The 17,765-nt window shown below is 48.6% G+C and carries 22 protein-coding genes; 7 read left to right on the top strand and 15 right to left on the bottom strand.

Going from position 1 to position 17,765, the window contains the following annotated elements; translation table 11 throughout:
- Positions 1 to 72 precede the first annotated feature (72 nt).
- Positions 73 to 432, top strand: a complete 360-nt coding sequence (locus tag GUA87_RS06235) for a YkvA family protein (RefSeq protein WP_193715631.1) — start codon at positions 73 to 75, stop codon at positions 430 to 432.
- 5 nt (positions 433 to 437) lie between these two features.
- Here GUA87_RS06235 and GUA87_RS06230 read toward each other — a convergent pair whose 3' ends face one another.
- The 7 genes from GUA87_RS06230 to GUA87_RS06200 all read right to left on the bottom strand — a co-directional run bounded on the left by GUA87_RS06230 (position 438) and on the right by GUA87_RS06200 (position 7,322).
- Positions 438 to 1,343: a DMT family transporter gene (locus tag GUA87_RS06230; protein WP_193715630.1), complete on the bottom strand. Its 906-nt coding sequence runs from the start codon at positions 1,341 to 1,343 to the stop codon at positions 438 to 440.
- Positions 1,344 to 1,345: 2 nt separating this feature from the next.
- Complete coding sequence (locus GUA87_RS06225; RefSeq protein ID WP_193715629.1) at positions 1,346 to 2,281, bottom strand: DMT family transporter; 936 nt, start codon at positions 2,279 to 2,281, stop codon at positions 1,346 to 1,348.
- 124 nt (positions 2,282 to 2,405) lie between these two features.
- Positions 2,406 to 3,035 (bottom strand): CoA transferase subunit B, encoded by a 630-nt coding sequence (locus tag GUA87_RS06220; RefSeq protein WP_193715628.1) that lies wholly within the window; start codon positions 3,033 to 3,035, stop codon positions 2,406 to 2,408.
- 16 nt (positions 3,036 to 3,051) lie between these two features.
- Positions 3,052 to 3,750 carry a CoA transferase subunit A gene (locus GUA87_RS06215; protein ID WP_193715627.1) on the bottom strand — a complete coding sequence of 233 codons (699 nt, stop codon included), beginning with the start codon at positions 3,748 to 3,750 and terminating at the stop codon, positions 3,052 to 3,054.
- A gap of 206 nt (positions 3,751 to 3,956) precedes the next feature.
- Positions 3,957 to 5,204, bottom strand: a complete 1,248-nt coding sequence (locus GUA87_RS06210; protein ID WP_193715626.1) for a class I SAM-dependent methyltransferase — start codon at positions 5,202 to 5,204, stop codon at positions 3,957 to 3,959.
- A 6-nt stretch (positions 5,205 to 5,210) separates the two neighbouring features.
- Positions 5,211 to 6,191 (bottom strand): NADPH:quinone oxidoreductase family protein, encoded by a 981-nt coding sequence (locus tag GUA87_RS06205; RefSeq protein WP_193715625.1) that lies wholly within the window; start codon positions 6,189 to 6,191, stop codon positions 5,211 to 5,213.
- A gap of 93 nt (positions 6,192 to 6,284) precedes the next feature.
- Complete coding sequence (locus tag GUA87_RS06200; protein ID WP_193715624.1) at positions 6,285 to 7,322, bottom strand: asparaginase; 1,038 nt, start codon at positions 7,320 to 7,322, stop codon at positions 6,285 to 6,287.
- A 75-nt stretch (positions 7,323 to 7,397) separates the two neighbouring features.
- Between GUA87_RS06200 and GUA87_RS06195 the strand changes: the two genes are divergently transcribed.
- The 3 genes from GUA87_RS06195 (at position 7,398) to rlmN (ending at position 9,735) form a co-directional block, all read left to right on the top strand.
- Positions 7,398 to 7,943, top strand: coding sequence for an RNA methyltransferase (locus GUA87_RS06195; protein WP_193715623.1), 546 nt, complete (start codon positions 7,398 to 7,400; stop codon positions 7,941 to 7,943).
- 35 nt (positions 7,944 to 7,978) lie between these two features.
- Positions 7,979 to 8,506 carry an invasion associated locus B family protein gene (locus tag GUA87_RS06190; protein WP_193715622.1) on the top strand — a complete coding sequence of 176 codons (528 nt, stop codon included), beginning with the start codon at positions 7,979 to 7,981 and terminating at the stop codon, positions 8,504 to 8,506.
- Between the two features lie 77 nt (positions 8,507 to 8,583).
- The gene (gene rlmN / locus GUA87_RS06185; protein ID WP_193715839.1) at positions 8,584 to 9,735 is read left to right on the top strand and encodes a 23S rRNA (adenine(2503)-C(2))-methyltransferase RlmN; all 1,152 of its coding nucleotides are present in this window, start codon (positions 8,584 to 8,586) and stop codon (positions 9,733 to 9,735) included.
- 34 nt (positions 9,736 to 9,769) lie between these two features.
- Here the strand turns inward: rlmN and GUA87_RS06180 are convergent, their stop codons facing one another.
- Together GUA87_RS06180 and GUA87_RS06175 are read right to left on the bottom strand one after the other, a co-directional pair.
- Positions 9,770 to 10,195 carry a hypothetical protein gene (locus tag GUA87_RS06180; RefSeq protein WP_193715621.1) on the bottom strand — a complete coding sequence of 142 codons (426 nt, stop codon included), beginning with the start codon at positions 10,193 to 10,195 and terminating at the stop codon, positions 9,770 to 9,772.
- 103 nt (positions 10,196 to 10,298) lie between these two features.
- A complete protein-coding gene (locus GUA87_RS06175; RefSeq protein ID WP_193715620.1) occupies positions 10,299 to 11,933 on the bottom strand; it encodes a CARDB domain-containing protein in 1,635 nt (544 codons plus the stop codon).
- 338 nt (positions 11,934 to 12,271) lie between these two features.
- Between GUA87_RS06175 and GUA87_RS06170 the strand changes: the two genes are divergently transcribed.
- From GUA87_RS06170 to GUA87_RS06160, 3 genes are all read left to right on the top strand, one after another.
- Positions 12,272 to 12,871: a DedA family protein gene (locus tag GUA87_RS06170; protein WP_227711695.1), complete on the top strand. Its 600-nt coding sequence runs from the start codon at positions 12,272 to 12,274 to the stop codon at positions 12,869 to 12,871.
- Between the two features lie 135 nt (positions 12,872 to 13,006).
- Positions 13,007 to 13,261: a hypothetical protein gene (locus tag GUA87_RS06165; protein WP_193715618.1), complete on the top strand. Its 255-nt coding sequence runs from the start codon at positions 13,007 to 13,009 to the stop codon at positions 13,259 to 13,261.
- 124 nt (positions 13,262 to 13,385) lie between these two features.
- Positions 13,386 to 14,594 (top strand): argininosuccinate synthase, encoded by a 1,209-nt coding sequence (locus tag GUA87_RS06160; protein ID WP_193715617.1) that lies wholly within the window; start codon positions 13,386 to 13,388, stop codon positions 14,592 to 14,594.
- Positions 14,595 to 14,641: 47 nt separating this feature from the next.
- On the opposite strand, the gene GUA87_RS06155 is transcribed toward GUA87_RS06160, so the two are convergent.
- The 6 genes from GUA87_RS06155 to GUA87_RS18180 form a co-directional block, all read right to left on the bottom strand.
- A complete protein-coding gene (locus GUA87_RS06155) occupies positions 14,642 to 14,947 on the bottom strand; it encodes a hypothetical protein (RefSeq protein WP_193715616.1) in 306 nt (101 codons plus the stop codon).
- A gap of 9 nt (positions 14,948 to 14,956) precedes the next feature.
- Positions 14,957 to 15,847, bottom strand: a complete 891-nt coding sequence (gene folD / locus GUA87_RS06150) for a bifunctional methylenetetrahydrofolate dehydrogenase/methenyltetrahydrofolate cyclohydrolase FolD (RefSeq protein ID WP_193715615.1) — start codon at positions 15,845 to 15,847, stop codon at positions 14,957 to 14,959.
- Between the two features lie 15 nt (positions 15,848 to 15,862).
- Entirely contained in the window at positions 15,863 to 16,192 is a 330-nt protein-coding gene (locus GUA87_RS06145; RefSeq protein ID WP_193715614.1) for a DUF167 domain-containing protein, read from the bottom strand.
- Complete coding sequence (locus GUA87_RS18330; RefSeq protein WP_193715613.1) at positions 16,189 to 16,470, bottom strand: YggT family protein; 282 nt, start codon at positions 16,468 to 16,470, stop codon at positions 16,189 to 16,191. Before GUA87_RS18330 ends, GUA87_RS06145 begins: the two co-directional genes overlap by 4 nt.
- 114 nt (positions 16,471 to 16,584) lie before the next feature.
- Positions 16,585 to 17,235 (bottom strand): hypothetical protein, encoded by a 651-nt coding sequence (locus tag GUA87_RS06135; protein ID WP_193715612.1) that lies wholly within the window; start codon positions 17,233 to 17,235, stop codon positions 16,585 to 16,587.
- Between the two features lie 43 nt (positions 17,236 to 17,278).
- Positions 17,279 to 17,653 (bottom strand): VanZ family protein, encoded by a 375-nt coding sequence (locus tag GUA87_RS18180; protein WP_193715611.1) that lies wholly within the window; start codon positions 17,651 to 17,653, stop codon positions 17,279 to 17,281.
- Positions 17,654 to 17,765 lie beyond the last annotated feature (112 nt).

The following is a 17,765-nucleotide window of genomic DNA, read 5'->3' as shown; positions in this document are numbered from 1 at the left end:
TGCATACACTGTGAACCATCAAAAGAAAAGTCTTGCGTTGCATTTTTCCGGCGCTTTGCTCATATACAGGTCATGACAATTGATGACGAAGATATTTCAGCATTTGATGCGGACAAAATGCAAGCCGACAAGAAACTTGTCATGCGGGAATTTGCGCACAAGCTGAAAACCAACATTGGTAAAATCCCTTTTGCCGATGAAGTAACCGCTGCTTTTTATTGTGCTATGGATGGCAGTACCCCTGCATCGGTCAAGGCGATCCTGTTTGGGGCACTGGCTTATTTCATCATGCCGGCAGATGTGGTCCCTGATTTTATTGTTGGCCTTGGATTTACCGATGATGCCAGCGTCATTGCCGCAGCCATCGCTGCGGTTAGATCTCACATCAATGATAGCCACCGCGACAAAGCGCGGGAGTTTTTGAATAAATAAGTGGCCTAGAGCGCGCCTTTTTTCTTCAATGCCGCTTCACGTCGCATGATGTAGAGGCTGGAGGCCACGATCACGCACGCACCGGCCACCATGCCCATGGTTGGGATTTCTCCAAAGACGAAATACGCCATGATCGCCGAGAAAATAAGGCGTGTATAATCATAAGGCATAACGGCGGTAGTCTCGCCCACGCTGATAGCGCGGATCACACAGTAGTTGCCACAGGTTCCCGCCGCGGCTGTCAGGCCTAATAGAAACACTTGTTCAACGGATGGGGTTTGCCACACAAAATAGGCCGGCACCGCCGCAATCAATGATCCGTAGAGGCCAAAATAGAACATGATAGTGGTCGGGGCTTCACTGCTGCTGAGCTTTTTCAAAAACACCGAAACGCAGCCCACCATCAACGCACCAAACAAACCAACCGCCGTTGCAAAACCGATTTCAGCGGACGCCTGCACCATAAGCAAGACGCCACCAAACCCAACAATGGTTGCCATCCAGCGCCGCCAGCGCACCACTTCGCCCAAGAAAATGACCGCCAACACGATAACGAACAAAGGGCGGGTAAATGTAAGAGCAACAGAATCTGCCAGCGGCATATTGGTCAGTGTATACATGACCGATAACATACCCGTGATGCCAAAAATCGACCGGGTAATATGAAGGCCCATTCTATTGGTCTTAAGTTGCCCAACTCCGCGATAAAGGATTATGGGGATCACGAAGATCAATCCAAACAAGGCACGGATAAAGCCGATCTGAAAACTGTCCATCCCCTCTCCGACATATTTGACGCCAAGTCCCATGGCCGAAAACACAACACAGGCCACAAGCATCCACAAGGCTCCTTGCACATTCGCAGGAAGGCTCGCTAGTTTTTGGTGAAGGCCTGCAGGCTCAGTTGACATGATCAGTTGGCTTTTGGAGTAGAGGACGCCAGTTTTTCGCTTTCCTGACCCGCTTTGGCTTCTCGCATGGCAATGTAGACAGCTGATCCGAAAATAACCGCCGCACCGATCCAGACGAAGATATCAGGCTCCTGCGCGAAGAAAATGAAACCAATGATGGCTGAGAAGACAAGTCGGGAGAAATCAAACGGCATCACATAGGTCGCGTCCGCGATGGAATAGGCTTTGGTAAAGAGAAGATGACCTAATGTGGCGCAAATACCCATGGCGACAACATAGTAAAGCTGCTCCATGGTCGGCATGGTCCAGTAATATAGAGCTGGCAAACAGGACATGGGCATAATGATAATCTGCGTCCAGGCAACAATAGCCGGCGTACTTTCCGTGCGCGACAGCAATTTCACACATGTGATCGAACACGCCATGGTCGCGGCCGAGAAAACCGCAGCATAAGCCCCCGGGCTCATTTCAATAGCTCCCGGACGAAGGATCAGCATGGCGCCGGCAAAACCGACAATCACAGCGGCCCAACGTCGCAAGCGTACAACTTCTCGCAAAAAGATAATCGCCAGCAAGGTGCCAAAAATTGGGGCCGTAAAGTTAAGCGCAACTGCTTCGGCGAGTTGGATCTCCGTCACCGCGTAAAACCACGCCACCATAGACACAAAACCAAACAGGCCACGGACCAGATAAAGACCCGGCCGATTGGTTTTAAGAACGGACGGACCACTTTTCATCAACCATGGCAGAAGAACCGCAAAGCCTGCGACATTTCGCAAGAAAACGATTTCGAAAACATGCATACCACTATTGGACAGCTCGCGAATAAAGCCCCCTAAAGCTGCCAGAAAAAAGCAACCAACCACCATCAGAAGGGCAGCTTGAAAGGCAACTGGAAGAGTAGATAGAGGCTTAAAAAGCGTGCGAGAATAGGACATTAGTTTACATTAGTTCGCATACTCATGAATGGAAAGCCAATTATTTGCAACGCAGCGTTGCAGAAAACGCGGGCACAAAAAAAGGGCCGCAAAAGCGACCCTTTTCACCACAAGATAATTTGCGTTATTCGACCAAAGTCGCGTCTGTTTTTTCGCGAATTTCGTCCAGTGTCACATCCGGTGCCATTTCAACAACCTTGAGGCCGCCCTCAACAACGTCAAACACACCCAGATTTGAAATAATGCGATCCACAACCTTGATACCGGTCAGTGGCAATGTACATTTCTTCAGAACTTTGGTTTCACCAGCTTTGTTTGTGTGGTCCATGATGATAACCACACGCTTCACGCCGGCTACCAGATCCATGGCACCGCCCATACCCTTCACAAGCTTGCCAGGGATCATCCAGTTGGCAAGATCGCCTTCTTCGGATACTTCCATGGCACCCAGGATGGACAGGGCAATATGACCGCCGCGGATCATGGCAAAGCTGTCTGCTGAGTTGAAATAGCTGGTGCGGTCAAGTTCCGTAATTGTCTGCTTACCTGCGTTAATCAGGTCAGCGTCAATTTCGTCTTCTGTTGGAAAAGGGCCCATACCCAGCATGCCATTTTCAGACTGCAGGGTCACATCTACACCTTCAGGAATGTAGTTGGAAACCAGTGTCGGAATACCGATACCCAGGTTCACATATGTTCCATCTTCCAGTTCTTGCGCTGCGCGGGCAGCCATTTGATTACGATCCCAAGCCATAATCTATCTCCTTCTCTCAGGCTTCCCGAATAGTGCGTTGCTCAATGCGTTTTTCATGCTCGCCTTTGATAATGCGCTGCACGTATACGCTTGGTGTATGGATGTTATCTGGATCCAGTGTTCCAAGTGGCACCATTTCTTCAACTTCCGCCACAGTGACCTTGCCACATGTTGCGGCCATTGGGTTAAAGTTACGAGCCGTTTTACGATATACAAGATTACCGTGATTATCACCTTTCCAGGCTTTCACGATGGCAAGGTCAGCAACGATGCCGCGCTCAAGAATGTAACGCTCTCCGTCAAATTCTTTTTCTTCCTTACCTTCTGCAACCAGCGTTCCAACACCTGTTTTTGTATAGAAGCCCGGAATACCTGCACCGCCAGCACGCATACGCTCCGCCAATGTGCCCTGCGGATTAAATTCAAGTTCCAGCTCACCGGAGAGATACTGACGCATAAATTCCGCGTTTTCACCCACATAAGAAGAAACCATCTTCTTAACCTGACGGGTTTGAAGAAGAACACCCAGACCGAAATCATCAACGCCAGCGTTGTTGGAATATACGGTGAGGTCTTTGACGCCTGAATTGCGGATTGCGGTGATTAGATTTTCTGGAATACCACACAAACCAAAACCGCCAGCGGCGATGGTCATTCCATCAAAAAGCAACCCTTCCAGTGCTGCGGATGCGTCGGAGTAAACTTTGTTTGCCATATTTATATGACTCCTGCCTTTTCTCGTCTTAAAGGTTTAGTCAACGGCCCTTCAATGAAGAACCACTCGGGTTGTCAAATTGTTCCCTTTGGCTGACCCGGCAGACTTGAAATTCGCCGGGATCATAGCGGCATTCGCCACATTAGGAAATGCAATTTGTCATATCTTTTTCAATTTGCTGTTATGTCTCTCTAACACACCAAATATCAGGATGCCCCTGCGTCTTTTAGCCACAGGATATTCCACCCGCTCATCACTTTTAACAGGGCTGCAGCGAGCTGCCTGAAATCATTCCAACTCATGCCAAATTCCGCCTGAATATCCGCAAAAGTTCGCGTACCATCCATCAAGGCCACCATCTCTGAGGCGCGCGCGGGCAACGGGAAATCTATTTTCACGCCATCGAACGACACCTCGAAACTCTTCCGGCCTTTGAAGGCTTTTGCCAATTGGTCAGGCGGATTACCCTCTTTCAAGATCGGAATCATATTGGGGGCAAGCTTCGCCGCTCCCGCACCTTTTCCGGCCTTCTTCACGTAGAAAACATGTGTTTTCAAGCTACCGGTGATATTTTCCGCAAGCGCGGCCTGATCCATGGGATCCAGCGCCCGCGCTTTCTTGATAAGATCCGGATCTTTTAAGAAAACTGCAGGATCATATTTTACCGGCTCAATGAAAGTGGCGACTTCCATGTCGGCAGCGCCCAAGAAATCAACAACTTCAGGGACCAGATAACTTCTATCCCGGGGATGCAGAAGCAGATCAAAAAAGGCGGCATCCTCCCCCATTTTATGGTCGCCTACAAACGGGTTTCGCACCAGCCAATTGGTTTGCGGTAGTTGATCTACAAATTTTTTGGCAAGAGGGACCTGTTTCTTCTGTGGCAGATCACCCACCAATGATTTCAAAGCACGCTGCGTAGAATAGACCCCTATGCGCCCTAGCGTCGCATACAGCATCAATCCCATACCGCCATCCTCTTTCAGGACTGCATTTAAGGATTTAAGCCCCTCTTCGGGGTCTTCCAGATGATGAAGAACACCGCAACAATCAATATAATCGAACGGTTCAAACCCCATATTGGGAAGTTCAAGCAGTGAGGCTGTGTGAAATTCGATATTGGTGAGGCCGCGGACCTTGGCGCGGGCTTCTACGACTTTGCGGCTGGCGGAGGACATATCCACGTAGGTCACCGTGCTGTCAGCACATCGATCGGCTAGCTGCTGTGCCAGCATGATCACTGCATCACCAGTGCCGCCCCCAGCGACAAGGGCGCGAAACGGCTTCGAATAATCGCGCCGTCCCGCATAGATATAGTGGTTCACCTCATCCAGATGGCTTGGGCTACCCGTGATGAGGCGATGACGTTCATCTTCTGGATTACGGGGAGGATAGGGGAAATCTTCATACTGGTTTTTGACCGCGCGATCCCGCTTCTCTCTCCCCCGTGCCATAGATAATTAGTCCTTCACAGTGATTGTGATCTTACCTGTGTATTTACGTGAAAGCAGCGCCTTCATCGCATCCCCACCTTTTTCAAGCGGGAAGTTTGCTGACACGTGAGGCTTGATCTCACCTTTCTCAACCATATCCAGCATGGTCTGGAAATTTGCACGGTTCTTTTCAGGTGTCCGGCGGGCAAATTCACCCCAGAACACACCCACAACAGAACAGCCTTTAAGCAATGTCAGGTTAGTTGGAAGCTCCGCAATCCGGCCGGATGCGAAACCGATCACCAACAGACGACCTTCCCAGTTAATGCAGCGCATGGACTGATCAAAGGCATCACCGCCCACCGGATCATAAATGACGTCTGCGCCTTTACCACCGGTCAGTTCTTTAACGCGGTCTTTAATACTTTCAGTGGAATAGTTGATCACATGGTCCGCACCGTACTGACGAACAATATCCATTTTCTCGTCAGAACCAACAGTACCGATTACAGTTGCCCCCAGCGCCTTACCAAGTTCAACTGCGTTGAGACCAACACCGCCGGCGGCGCCATGAACCAGAAGAACTTCGCCTTTCTTCAGTTCACCGCGATCAACCAGAGCGTGGTAGGTTGTACCGTATGTTACAGGGAAACCTGCCGCCTGATCATAAGGCATGTTATCAGGGATTTTGTAAGTTGCTTCTGCGGGCGCCACCACATATTCAGCGAAGCCACCATGACCATGGTTGGACATGACACGATCACCAACTTTAAGGTCAGTTACGCCTTCACCAACTTCAGTAATAATGCCGGAGCTTTCCATACCAGGGGCAAATGGGAATTCAGGTTTAAACTGATATTTACCCGCAATGATAAGCGTGTCAGGGAAATTCAAACCAACAGAGTGAATTTCAATTTTGACCATGCCGGCGGAAACTTTAGGTTCCGGGATATCCTCAAGGACCAGATCATCTGGACCCCCAAATTCCTTACAGAGTAGTGCTTTCATTTTATTATTTTTCCGTTTTGTTTGTGTCCCTGACGGGGTTATTTATTTTGCGCTGCAATAAAATAGTCCAACCCTAGGCAAAAGGTCAAATTTTCAAAGACCACTGCCCTCAAGATGGGTCTCGATTTTGCCAACCTTGAACTTATTCCAGTTTTCCAGCACCGGATTTGTAAATTCGCTCATAGCCGCTTTCATCTCATCAGTCATCAAACCAAAATGATCAAGCAGACTGCCAAGCGCCGCCTCAACACCGCGCGTATTGCCATCAGCCGTTTTCATGGCAATGCCAAGGCCAAGTGTCGGGAGCGCGGCAAGATACACCCCTTCCGCCCCGACCTTCGCAATGACAGTTCCTTTTGCCGATCCGTTAAGCGCAGTGCATAAACGGTCAGATCCGGCAATCATTTCAGGATAAGCCGCGATCGCATTCTGGATACGAAGACAAGCTGCCGCACGATCCGCGCCAAGTTTTTCAGGATTTGCAAATCGGGCGATTGCCATGGCTGCATTTTTCAAAGGCACACCAAAAGTCGGGATGGAACAGCCGTCAATCCCCATTGGCGCGTTCGATAAATCCAAATCGGTAAAGTCTTCCAGAATTTTCTGGATACGCTTCTGAACCGGATGATCCAGATTGATATAGCCTTTGGGATTTTCGCCCAGATGAACAGACGTAGTAAGGAAGCCAGTATGTTTACCTGAGCAATTATTGTTCGCTGCCGTTGGCTCCTGCCCTTTTGCGGCGAGGGCACGTTCTGCAGGACGGTAAGACGGCCAGTGAGCACCACATTCCAGATCATTAACGGACAATCCAATGCGATCCAGCCAGGCTGTCACGGCTTCTACATGAATATCCTCACCCGTATGGGAGGCACAGGCTAATGACAGTTCTTTTTCACTCACTGAAAACGCGTCGGCTGCCCCACTTTCAATAAGGGGAAGGGCTTGCACAGGCTTGATGGCGGAACGCAAATAAACGGGATCATCAATGGTGCCCCACTGACGCAATAGACCACCGTCCGCATCAGTGACCACAGCGTGAACCTGATGGCGGCTTTCCACCATATTTCCACGCCAAACATCAATCGTTAGCGGATTTTCCGAGATAAAGGTGTCGGAAGTTTTTGTCATTTATATCATCCTGCATATATAGTGCGCCACACGCGCGTACATTATCTGTGTTTAAGGTGAAGGTGAATAGGTTTAATGTCTTCAAGAGGCTTTTTTGGTATTGGAATTGAAGGGGTCAGTAAACCCATGAATGCGGGTAACCTGTTCCGCACAGCCCACGCCTTTGGTGCTAGTTTTGTTTTCACAATCAATGCAGAATATGCCGTTCGCAAAGCGAAATCCGACACCTCACTCGCACCAAAAAACATTCCCTGGTATGAGTATGACACTGTTGACGACATGCTGCTCCCGAAGCATTGCAAGGTCGTAGGTGTGGAATTGTTGGATGAAGCAGAAGAGCTGCCCAGCTTTTTTCATCCCTTGAGCGCCGTCTACGTTCTGGGGCGGGAGCGAGGCTCCCTCTCTCCTGCTATGCGGGAGAAATGTGATTACTTCATCAAAATTCCGACAAAATTCTGTTTGAATGTTGCAACTGCGGGTGCCATTGTCATGTATGATCGGATCGTGGCACATGGTCGATTTGCGACCCGCCCAACAAGTGAACTTGGCAAAGCGGTGCCGCTTCCTGATCATATTCAGGGCAAACCACTGAGCCGAAAACTGCGAAATCTGGAAGAATAAACCGTGTAACGGATAAGGGATAGAAGATTAGCGTAATGACATTTTCAAAAGTGAAGACCTGTTTTGCTGCTTGCCTGACAAGTGGCCTTCTCCTCACCGCTGCAACTGCTGACGCTGCAAAAGGCGACCCCCGTGCCCTTGGTGTTTTTAAAGACTGGAGCGCTTACACCTGGGTCGAAAACGGGCAGAAAATCTGCTACATGCTGTCACGTCCGACTAAGTCTCTACCTAAAAATGTCCGTCGCGGGGACATCTATATGATGATCACATATCGCCCGAAAGCCCGCCTAAAAGAAGAGGTGAGTCACGTTACCGGGTATCCGTATAAAAACAAATCCGTTGTGGATGTGACCATCGACAAACAAAAATTCAAGATGGCAACCGATGGAGACGCTGCCTGGCTGCCGGGCACGGATATGGATGCCAAAATGGTCAACGCAATGCGCCGCGGATCCAAGATGTCGGTAGATGGAATTTCCTCTCGCGGGACAAAAACAACGGACACATATTCATTACAAGGCTTTACAGCTGCGCATAAGCAGATTAGAAAAAGCTGCAATTAGTCGAAATCCACAATATCAGTGGATAATGGAACCTGCCTGACATGTCGGCGGGTGTGATGGACAGAAGTATAGTACCCATGGATCATTTGATTCCCGATGTAGAGGCTGTGGACCGGCAGCCTGAACTGTTGGCTATTCGGAAAAACCTTGTTGGGCTTGACCGTGCGGATATCGCTGCGGCCCTGATTGAGGCCGGACAACCGGAGAAATCTGCCAAAATGAGAGCCAGACAGCTCTTTCATTGGCTCTATTATCGTGGGGCCAGTGACTTTGGAGACATGACGTCGATCTCCAAGGATATGCGCAGCAGCCTGCCTGAACATTTCACCGTTGCCCGCCCTGAAATTACGAGCCTTCAGAAATCAACGGACGGCACACGTAAATGGTTGGTGAAATTTCCAGACGGACAGGAAGTCGAATCGGTTCATATTCCGGAAGAAGATCGCGGGGCTCTTTGTGTCTCAAGTCAGGTGGGGTGCACCCTGACCTGCAGCTTCTGTCATACAGGTACAATGAAGCTCGTTCGCAATCTCACCGCGGGAGAGATTATCTCCCAGATGCTGGTTGCCCGCGACACGATCAATGAATGGCCGAGCCCTAAAGGCAATCGCATGATTTCCAACATTGTTATGATGGGTATGGGCGAGCCGCTTCTGAATTATGACAATGTGTCCAAAGCGCTGAAAATCATCATGGACGGAGAAGGCATTTCCCTTTCCAAGCGCCGGATTACATTGTCCACATCCGGTGTCGTTCCAAAGATTTACCAGTGTGGTGAAGAGCTGGGCGTGAACCTTGCCATTTCACTACACGCCGTTACAGATGATGTGCGTGATATTCTGGTGCCGATCAACAAACGGTACCCGATCAAGGAACTTCTCAAAGCCTGCAAGGATTATCCTGCCAGCAACAATGCGCGCCGCATTACATTTGAATATGTAATGCTGGATGGCATCAATGACAGCCCTGCAGACGCCCGCGAACTGGTCCGCCTGTTGAAAAACATTCCAGCCAAAGTGAACCTTATTCCGTTCAACCCATGGCCGGGCAGTAACTACAAACGTTCCAGCAACAACGCCATCCACCGTTTTGCCAAGATCGTCAATGACGCGGGTTATTCATCACCTGTACGCGTTCCGCGCGGTGAAGACATCATGGCCGCTTGTGGTCAGCTTAAGACGGAAAGCACAAAAGAACGCGCTTCTGAAAGAAAGCGCGCTGCTGGGTAAGTTGCTAAAAGTCTGAATTTTCAAACCTGATGGCTTAGCCTTCAGGTTTGTAATTTGGTGAGTAATCACATTTATATTGAATTTGAAAACGTTTAGCCTGACCACTTTCCGGATTTCCGCCAATCTGTTTTACTATCACTATCGGATGCACATTTGCCCATCGTCCATCATTTTTCTGGAAATAAGGCGGGCAATAAATCACGTCTGAATAGCAGATATAATGATCAATCATCGCTGAGTTTTGCATGACCTTGGGCCCCTTATAGAACCCTTGATAACATGTCTGCTGGAACTGGGTTCCAAATGTTCCATTGCCACCGACCTTCGGTGCGGGGTTGGTTCGGACAGGCTCATGCGTGGGGTTAGTACGTTTTGGAGCTGCAAAAGTGTCACCAGCCAATGACATACCGAACAGAAGGGCTGAGCCGAATAACGTTGCCTTTTTAGTCAGTAGAAACATGTATCTCTCCTCTTAAGGTTTCTACTGTTAAGACGATCCAGCCCTGCAAGAGGTTCAAAAAAAATCCCGGCACAGGGCCGGGAAAGAAAGGCAAGTGAACGATCTAATTTACTTTTTGTGTCAGTTGGTTGTTGCTCTCATTTTTCTCTTTGATTTTTTTCTTGGCATCAATGGTCAGATCAACTGTCTTCGCCCCTTTGGGAAGATTAATGGTCACCCAATTTTGCTTGCCAGCTGCCAGCGCACCAATCGTTTTAAACTTACTCTTGCCAGGGTTGGCATCTATCTTGAGCAGATTTTTCCCGGCATTTGACTGGCCCACATTGGCAATCAGAACTTTTAACTTATCTGGGTCCGACTGAACCGCCTTTTTGATAATCAGGTCTGGCAAAGCCACCACTTTTAAAGCCGTTGTCGTTTTAGGCTTGCTGCCCCCACCCGTTCCGGAGGCCTGCGCACCCGACAAAGCCATCGTGTTTGCTGTGACACTTTGTGCAATCATACTGCATTCAATTTCCAGCTCTTTTTCAGGTGGTGATGCGGATGTGCCTTGTCCTGTCTTCGCCAAAGCCAATGCATATTTCAATGTCTGCTTCCGCTGCGGGGAGGAGCCGAGGCTGCCAGCTTCCACAAGCGCTCCAGGGTTACCCCATTTCGGATTAAACGGCATTCCAAAGAAACGGGTCGTATTTGCCGTTAAAGAAACATCATTTGGACCACTTGAGAAAAGCTGCCCTTTCTCATCTTTCACCGTAATTCGGCCTGTGCCCTCAAATGGAGTTCCCGTTGATTTCAGAATCACCACAATATTGCCTGTAATCGGGCAAGATTGATTTCCCAACCTTGAGAAAGTTTTTGGAACAAATTTTACAGTACGCTGGATAGGATGATTGGTTGCGACAGATAACCCACCGGCACAATCCATTTCAAAATTACGCCAGACGCTTTTCTCTACATTTGGACTAGTTGTTTCAATTCGGATTTGACCGCGTTCTTTTCCCGGAACGATCGGCACATCATAGGCATGAGAGACCATGGCAACTTTTGAATGATCGGTTGTTACCGTTTTCACCTCACTATAGCGTTTCGAAGCGCCTGCTTGTTTCCGGTAAACATATTTGTATTTCACTTCCGTATTCGCACGGTCTGTTCTGAAAACACCTGCAATGTTAAGGCGGCAATTGCCCGGTTGACGATTGTCACCTTCGATAAGATTGTTGGATACATCTGTCACCTTGGATGGCACTTGTGCGATCGTAGCTGAGCCAGAGAAGTCCCTGTGTTTTTTACAAATAACCGTAAATTCTTTCTCCTGCTGGCCACCAATAAAATGGGTCCCGCTAATACCGGTAAATGAGTAATCCAGCTTGCTTGTTGCGAAGAAAGTCAAAGGGCGATCTTGGCCGAAGACAACCTCATCTCTAATGCCCTGATCTTTAAGACGTCTTGCAAGGGTATTGCATTGCCCCAACATCAGTTGTTCAATTTCATTGGCGGGCGCCAATACGGGTACGGTTCGATCAACTTCCTTCGGCCGATCACCAGACGCATAAACTTTTTGATACCCACCATTAGGAAATTCACGAGAATAATCCTGATATTGAGGCCTGATAACCAGCCAGGTTTTCCAGCTTTCTACGCGACCCGAAAACCCTGCAGCCATTCCAACTGCGATTTCAGCTCGAAAATGCCCATCGTTGCTTTGTGTGTACTTTTTTCCGTCCGACTGAACTGTCATTGTGGGCGTCAGAATCCTCACCACTTGAGAGTCGTGAAATTCAGCTGAATAAGCGTTCGGGGAAAACAACAAAACTGGAGATAACAGCCCCAACAAAGTGCTGCACTTTAGCATGTGCTTGTAATTCTTCATCTTCAATACCCCTCTAATATTAGCTTAATATGAACATACGTTTATGACAACTAACCGGGTGTCTAAAGGTTGGTCGAAGCTTCAAGAGAAAAGGTTCAAAAAAACCGGAAAAGTAAGGCTGCCCCCATTATTGATTTTAAAAGGCAGTGCCGATAAATCCAAATTCCCCCCTGCATCGTAAATTCTCCTGTTACATGGAGTGGATTTTGGACGTCATTGAAAACATCATCCGTGATTACGGGGTGGGTATATATCTCATAATCTTCGGCTACTGCTTTTTAAAAAGTGGACTTCTTCCTCTGCTAGCAGGTTATGGAGCCCAGCTTGGATGGTTGGACACTCCCTCTGTTATCTCCGCTGTCATACTAGGTGGCTATCTTGGAGATGAGCTTCGATTTTATCTGTCGCGAAAATATGGTCTTAGCTTGGTAAATAATCGTCCACGGATTAAATCCATGTTTCTTCGTGCGCAATCCATGTTCGAAAAGTATGGTGCCCTTTATATTCTTCTCTACCGTTATCCCAAAGGGATGCGGACAATAGGCGCACTCCCCATTGGCATCACAGATATTGCCTGGGCCCACTTCACCGTGTTGAATGCCTTATCCACTCTTATTTGGGCATGTCTTCTTGTGGGAGGGGGATACTTGTTTGGGGCCAAACTTGAAACCTATTTGTTAGAAATCTGGCAGGAGCTGGCAGTTATCATGTTTATTGCTTTCGTCATTTGGATTGTGGTGCTTTGGCGACGAACTACGATTCCTGAGAATACGTCTAACAAACTTTTTTCACAGAGACCGAAATAAACACTCCCTTGAATTCCACATGACCATCCCAATCTAGTGTAGTCAGGACTGTTGACCGAGATCATGTCACAGGAGCGGGTTTTTGGGCACATTGAGAAATCGAATACCGTATTCGTAAGAACGGAGTGTCAAACAATGCCAAACACTGGACTTGGCCTTTATTTCAGTCGCCCTTTAATGCAGCGATCTCTGATGGTTGCAGTTATTGCCGGAACCCTGCTTTGCCTGATTAATCAGTGGCAGGGCCTTACAGGAGAGGCCCCGATCGATTGGCCTAAAATTGCTCTCACTTACTGCGTTCCCTTTCTCGTCTCCAGCATCTCTGCCTATCTGACGGTTCGCTCCCAGATCCTTAAAACGATGGAAGCACAGGGTCGGCAAGAGCTGTAATTTTTAGCGTCAAATTCAGATGCAATTGAGCCGCGTGTCTTTTCCTTGCAGGGACGCACCTTTTCCCCTATTTTGCGCGCTTCTAATTCACATAGAGATTTGATTTCCATTAAAGGAACACGCCATGTCACAAGACATCAAAAAAGTTGTTCTGGCCTATTCCGGCGGTCTTGATACCTCCGTTATCCTGAAATGGCTGCAGACAACTTATAACTGCGAAGTGGTTACTTTCACCGCTGACCTCGGTCAGGGAGAAGAGTTGGAACCAGCCCGCCAGAAAGCAGAAATGCTCGGCATCAAAGAAATTTTCATTGATGATCTTCGCGAAGAATTTGTTCGTGATTTCGTGTTCCCAATGTTCCGCGCTAATGCTGTTTACGAAGGTCAGTACCTTCTGGGAACGTCCATTGCGCGTCCATTGATCTCCAAGCGCCAGATCGAAATCGCCCGTGAAGTAGGAGCCGATGCCGTCTCCCACGGCGCGACAGGTAAAGGCAATGATCAGGTTCGTTTCGAGCTTGGCTACTACGCGCTGAACCCGGACATTAAAGTGATTGCTCCTTGGCGTGAATGGGATCTGAACTCCCGTACCAAGCTGATCGACTTTGCGGAAAAGAACCAGATTCCAATTCCAAAAGACAAACGCGGCGAAGCGCCTTTCTCTGTGGATGCGAACCTGCTGCACATTTCAGCGGAAGGTAAAGCTCTGGAAGATCCATGGGAAGAAGCCGGTGAATATGTTTACACACGCACCGTTGCCCCAGAAGATGCACCGGATGAGCCAACATATATCGAAATCGAATATGAAAAAGGCGATCCTGTTGGTCTGGACGGCAAGCGTCTCAGCCCGGCAACAATGCTGACAGAGCTGAACCGTCTTGCAGGTGCAAACGGCATTGGTCGTCTTGATCTGGTTGAAGGGCGCTTTGTGGGCATGAAATCCCGTGGCATCTATGAAACACCGGGCGGCACCATTATGCTTGAAGCCCATCGCGGCATTGAGCAGATCACACTGGACCGTGGTGCGATGCATCTTAAAGACGACATCATGCCGCGCTATGCAGAGCTGATCTATAATGGTCTCTGGTATTCACCAGAGCGCGAAATGCTGCAGGCCCTGATCGACAAGAGCCAGGAAAAAGTATGCGGTGTTGTTCGCCTGAAACTTTACAAAGGCCGTGTTTCCGTTGTGGGACGTAAGAGTAAATTCTCTCTCTACTCCATGGAACATGTGACCTTCGAAGAAGATACAGTTTACGACCAGCGGGATGCGGAAGGCTTTATCAAGCTAAACGCCCTTCGCCTGCGTCTTCTGCACCGTCAGAAAAACTAATCAGAACATATACAATGAAAAACCCGGCGATCTGCCGGGTTTTTTTGTTAGTGCCGTTTAATGTCTCTTTCGGCTTCTTCTTCAAAGTCCTGCACCTCTTCCACGTAAGGCACATACTGATCCTTGATAAAAAGCGCTATTGCAAGCCCCCCTCCTGCAATCGCACCAATCAAAATCACATCCATCACATCCGGGATCCAGCTTAAATCCCACGCAAGATCCAGCGTCCCCGCGACAAACAGAAGAAGAGCCCCGGGAACAGCCAAAAAGACTATGGCAAAGACGATACCGGTCAGCGCACCAACGGACGCAGATTTCAACAATTGAAACGGATTTACGGTACGTCTCTGCATTCTCTTTCCTTAAAGCAGTAACCCGTCCTCATCCACATCATGGATGCGGCAGGCCGCTGTAATTGTGTTAGCAAGCAAACAGGCAATTGTCATCGGACCAACTCCGCCCGGCACGGGTGTGATCGCACCGGCAACCTCTTTGGCGGTTTCAAACTCCACATCGCCCACAAGGCGGGTTTTGCCATCCTCTTTCGGGATGCGGTTAATCCCCACGTCAATCACTGTCGCGCCCGGCTTGACCCAGTCCCCTTTGATCATTTCAGGACGTCCGACCGCGGCCACCAGAATATCAGCCCGACGGCAAACGTCCGGTAAATCTTTTGTGCGCGAATGGGCAATGGTGACCGTGCAGCTTTGCTCAAGCAGCAGGCTCGCCATTGGTTTTCCCACAATGTTTGATCGGCCCACGACCACCGCATTTAATCCAGACAGATCACCCAGATAATCCTGCAGCATCATGATGCAGCCGCGCGGCGTACAGGGAACCATGGCTGGCAATCCCACGGCCTGACGACCCGTGTTAATGACATGAAAGCCATCTACATCTTTTTCCGGGGAAATGGCATCAATAACCGCTGTTTCATCAATTTGATCCGGCAAAGGCAGTTGCACAAGAATGCCATGAATGCTGTCATCTTCGTTCAGGCGATTGACCACCGCGAGAACTTCTTCTTCTGTGGCAGTATCAGGAAGTTTGATCTCCTCCGATTTCATGCCTGCTTCAACGGTGGAGTGGTTCTTGTTTCGCACATAGACCTGACTTGCAGGATCTTCACCGACCAGGACAACCGCAAGCCCCGGTGTCACCTGATATTTGTCTTTCAGAACCGCAACCTGTTTGGCCACAGTGTCTTTCACTTTTGCCGAAAATTCACGACCATCAATAATATGCGCCGACATTCGTTATATTCGCTTTCACTTCGCAATATTGGCGAACATCTGCACCTCTTTCATCATCAGCGCCCTGTCCGCCTCCGGCGCGATGAGAATTGTTTTGTTCCGGTCCGTCTCACCGGCGATGATCTTCATATGAGAGGCTGCGATTTTGAAACTTTTGGATAACAGCTTCAAAAGAGCCTTGTTCGCTTTTCCTTTTTCCGGCACCGCCGTCACGCGCGCCTTCAACCAAACCTTACCCGAGGCATCTTCCATAAGCCCGTCGAATTTGTTGGAAGAAGCGCCCGGCTGCAAACGTATAAAAAGACAAACGCCCCCTGATATGTCATCAAGAGGCGTTTTTGTCATCGGACCAAATATTCCCACATGAGATTCTGCACAAATATGAGTAGCAGAATCAAAACAATCGGAGAAATATCAATCCCCCCGAAATTGGGAATAATATTTCGAAGCGGCCGCAACAAGGGTTCTGTAATTTTATACAGAAACGTGCCCACTGTTGCGACAAACTGGTTTCTTGTGTTGACCACATTAAAGGCCACAAGCCAGCTTAGGATGGCATTTGCAATTAACAACCAGATAAAAATCTGGATAATCATACTGATCAAAGTTACCACTGAGACCATAGTTACCCCGCTTGTTGGTAAGTTTCCCCTACATTTAATGGTCTCTGTGGGTTAGGGCAAGAGGTGAGGTCATATCCCGTCCATTTTATTGCCCTGACGATCCAGATATATGCGTTATCGAAGAATGGATCTGAAATGAGGCAGACTGAGCACGCGGCCTGTCATATTACCGGTGATCTGGTTGAGAATCCTTGGAAGAGGTTGACCGCCGGAACTTTCACCGAGTGCCGCCATCTTCAACGGGGCAAAGTTAAATTTCTGTTCAACGGACATACCAAACATACTTCCGCCAACAGTAACAACCCCCGCAGGGAAGGAAACACTTTCAACAATAACAAGAGGTTTTGACGCCAACGTGGAAATATTCTTAGAGGCATTTGTAGCTGATTTTGCAAGATCAAGCACCCGCGCCCCATTCCCGGAGATATTAACTGCGATGGCACTGGCGGTAATGCTCCTCACCCGAACGACACCCATAAAAATCGTATTGGGCACGATATCAACTGTCACATCAGAAAAGGTGAAAAGCGGCTTATCAGCACCAACGCTGTCATAGATTTTCAGCTTTCCAATCCGGCCTGTCGTCGATGCCATGTCAAAGGAAACATCCTCCAACTGGACATTCCGCCCGGTTGCTTGCGCCAGCTGTTGTTGGACGACTGTCTCAAAGGAACGCGCCTTACTTTTGAGAAACCAATAAGACCCACCCCCGGCAACGACTACAAATAAGGCCAAACCGGCAATGGCCATTTTCTTTAAATTCATCGACCCTCTCCTTTTGCAATAGGGAGAGTGGATTTAATCTACTTTAGATTTTGTTCAATTTATATTTTTCAACCAAAGGAAAGATAGCATACTGAAATATGAAAACAGCGAGTATTACGCCAAACCCATTTGCCAGAATGTCCCAAATCTCAAAGGATCTCCCGGAATAGGGCTGCAGGAATTCAATGACCACAGAAGCCCCAAAAGTCACAAGCAGAAGCGTAACTTGTCTACTGTTTTTCATTGAGGCTCCAAGGGCAAAAATGGAGACAACTGCATAGCCACCGGCATGGAGAAATTTATCCCCCAACATAAAGACATCGGAAGGAACTTTGTTCAGGGGCAGCAAAGAGCCCACAGCGACAGCAGTCAGACTCAGCAACCAGGCATTCAGCGCATAGCGATTTAATTTTGTCACACTGTCCTCTAATTCTGATCCACCACGCTTGAGAATTGGCTTAACTATCCGCTCTCATGGTATTGTTCAGGTTCAACCCAATGGGCCTTGGGAAACATTGATATCATTTTAC

The sequence above is a fragment of the Sneathiella sp. P13V-1 genome (genome assembly GCF_015143595.1).
Lineage (GTDB): Bacteria > Pseudomonadota > Alphaproteobacteria > Sneathiellales > Sneathiellaceae > Sneathiella.
This window is presented reverse-complemented; position numbering and strand designations above follow the sequence as displayed.

Bases quoted from the DNA above. Each gene is read 5' to 3' on its own strand.
- GUA87_RS06235 (WP_193715631.1), top strand. From the start codon at position 73: ATGACAATTGATGACGAAGATATTTCAGCATTTGATGCGGACAAAATG.
- GUA87_RS06230 (WP_193715630.1), bottom strand. From the start codon at position 1,343: ATGTCAACTGAGCCTGCAGGCCTTCACCAAAAACTAGCGAGCCTTCCT.
- GUA87_RS06225 (WP_193715629.1), bottom strand. From the start codon at position 2,281: ATGTCCTATTCTCGCACGCTTTTTAAGCCTCTATCTACTCTTCCAGTT.
- GUA87_RS06220 (WP_193715628.1), bottom strand. From the start codon at position 3,035: ATGGCTTGGGATCGTAATCAAATGGCTGCCCGCGCAGCGCAAGAACTG.
- GUA87_RS06215 (WP_193715627.1), bottom strand. From the start codon at position 3,750: ATGGCAAACAAAGTTTACTCCGACGCATCCGCAGCACTGGAAGGGTTG.
- GUA87_RS06210 (WP_193715626.1), bottom strand. From the start codon at position 5,204: ATGGCACGGGGGAGAGAGAAGCGGGATCGCGCGGTCAAAAACCAGTAT.
- GUA87_RS06205 (WP_193715625.1), bottom strand. From the start codon at position 6,191: ATGAAAGCACTACTCTGTAAGGAATTTGGGGGTCCAGATGATCTGGTC.
- GUA87_RS06200 (WP_193715624.1), bottom strand. From the start codon at position 7,322: ATGACAAAAACTTCCGACACCTTTATCTCGGAAAATCCGCTAACGATT.
- GUA87_RS06195 (WP_193715623.1), top strand. From the start codon at position 7,398: ATGTCTTCAAGAGGCTTTTTTGGTATTGGAATTGAAGGGGTCAGTAAA.
- GUA87_RS06190 (WP_193715622.1), top strand. From the start codon at position 7,979: ATGACATTTTCAAAAGTGAAGACCTGTTTTGCTGCTTGCCTGACAAGT.
- rlmN (WP_193715839.1), top strand. From the start codon at position 8,584: ATGGATCATTTGATTCCCGATGTAGAGGCTGTGGACCGGCAGCCTGAA.
- GUA87_RS06180 (WP_193715621.1), bottom strand. From the start codon at position 10,195: ATGTTTCTACTGACTAAAAAGGCAACGTTATTCGGCTCAGCCCTTCTG.
- GUA87_RS06175 (WP_193715620.1), bottom strand. From the start codon at position 11,933: ATGACAGTTCAGTCGGACGGAAAAAAGTACACACAAAGCAACGATGGG.
- GUA87_RS06165 (WP_193715618.1), top strand. From the start codon at position 13,007: ATGCCAAACACTGGACTTGGCCTTTATTTCAGTCGCCCTTTAATGCAG.
- GUA87_RS06160 (WP_193715617.1), top strand. From the start codon at position 13,386: ATGTCACAAGACATCAAAAAAGTTGTTCTGGCCTATTCCGGCGGTCTT.
- GUA87_RS06155 (WP_193715616.1), bottom strand. From the start codon at position 14,947: ATGCAGAGACGTACCGTAAATCCGTTTCAATTGTTGAAATCTGCGTCC.
- folD (WP_193715615.1), bottom strand. From the start codon at position 15,847: ATGTCGGCGCATATTATTGATGGTCGTGAATTTTCGGCAAAAGTGAAA.
- GUA87_RS06145 (WP_193715614.1), bottom strand. From the start codon at position 16,192: ATGACAAAAACGCCTCTTGATGACATATCAGGGGGCGTTTGTCTTTTT.
- GUA87_RS18330 (WP_193715613.1), bottom strand. From the start codon at position 16,470: ATGGTCTCAGTGGTAACTTTGATCAGTATGATTATCCAGATTTTTATC.
- GUA87_RS06135 (WP_193715612.1), bottom strand. From the start codon at position 17,235: ATGAATTTAAAGAAAATGGCCATTGCCGGTTTGGCCTTATTTGTAGTC.